This is a genomic window from Ruegeria intermedia (assembly GCF_900129345.1).
GTDB classification, from domain to species: domain Bacteria; phylum Pseudomonadota; class Alphaproteobacteria; order Rhodobacterales; family Rhodobacteraceae; genus Ruegeria; species Ruegeria intermedia.
Window position 1 is genome coordinate 1 of sequence record NZ_FQVK01000073.1, and the last position, 1278, is coordinate 1278.

Here is a 1278-nt window from a genome sequence, read left to right on the forward strand (position 1 = left end):
TGGTTCCTGGCCCGCGACAAGTCGAACGGCATCGCGCGGGACAGGAAACTGCGCGACCGGCGGGGCGAGATCCTGTTCATCGACGCCCGCAAGCTGGGCCACATGGTGGACCGCACGCGGCGCGAGTTCTCGGACGAGGACATCGAAAAGATCGCCGGCACCTACCACCGCTGGCGCGAGGGCGAAGGGTATGAGGACATCCCCGGCTTCTGCAAATCGGCAAGCATCGAGGAGGTGCGGGCGCATGGCCACGTCCTGACCCCGGGCCGCTATGTGGGCATCGAGGCCGCCGAGGAGGACGACACGCCCTTCCCCGAGCGCTTCGCCGCATTGCAGGCCGAGCTGGAGGAGCAGTTCGCCGAGGCCGACCGGCTGGCCGGCGTCATTCGCGAGCGACTGGCGGGGGTTCTTGCACGATGACGGGGGGGGAACTTGCCTCCAGTTTGCCTGCCGGCTGGAAGCGATGCTTGTTGGGCGAAATCTGCGAAGCAGGGGGCGGAGGAATCCAGACGGGGCCTTTCGGCAGCCAACTTCACGCCTCCGACTACGTCCCCGTCGGTATCCCTTCGATAATGCCGCAGAACATTGGCGACAACCGAATCGTCGCAGACGGAATTGCCCGAATTTCCGAAGAAGATGCGATTCGCCTTTCGAAGTACCGCGTCGAGCCGGGCGACATCGTGTATAGCCGACGTGGCGACGTTGAGAGACGCGCTTTGATCCGTTCCTCGGAAGATGGCTGGCTCTGCGGAACCGGTTGTTTGCGTGTGCGCCTCGGCGACGGCCCTGCGGACCCCGCTTTCGTCGCATTCTACTTGGGAACACCCGAAGCGCGGGAATGGATCGTGCGCCACGCGCACGGCGCGACGATGCCTAACCTCAACACTTCCATTCTTGCTGCGTGCCCCATTGTTGTTCCCCCGCTCCCCGAACAACGCGCCATTGCCGGCGTGCTCTCCGCCCTCGACGACAAGATCGAGTTGAACCGGCGGACGGGCGCGACGCTGGAGGCCATGGCGCGGGCGATCTTTCGCGACTGGTTCGTCGATTTCGGCCCCACCCGCGCGAAAGCCGAAGGCCGCGAACCCTACCTCGCCCCCGACCTCTGGCCCCTCTTCCCCGCCCGCCTGAACGACCAGGGCATTCCCGAGGGGTGGGAGGTTTCGGAGATTGGCAAGGAAATCACGGCCGTTGGCGGCTCGACCCCAAGCACCAAGGAACCGTCCTATTGGGGCGGAGGCGTCAACTGGGCAACGCCCAAGGACCTGTCGCCCCTGA

The 1278-nt window shown here is 65.4% G+C and carries 2 protein-coding genes; both read left to right on the forward strand.

Going from position 1 to position 1278, the window contains the following annotated elements:
* Window positions 1-420, forward strand: a 420-nt coding sequence (locus F3H26_RS19240; protein WP_149777570.1) for an N-6 DNA methylase, incomplete at its 5' end; no start/stop codon positions are given.
* A 47-nt stretch (window positions 421-467) separates the two neighbouring features.
* Window positions 468-1278: restriction endonuclease subunit S (locus tag F3H26_RS19245; RefSeq protein ID WP_262504566.1), on the forward strand; the 811-nt coding region annotated here is incomplete at its 3' end.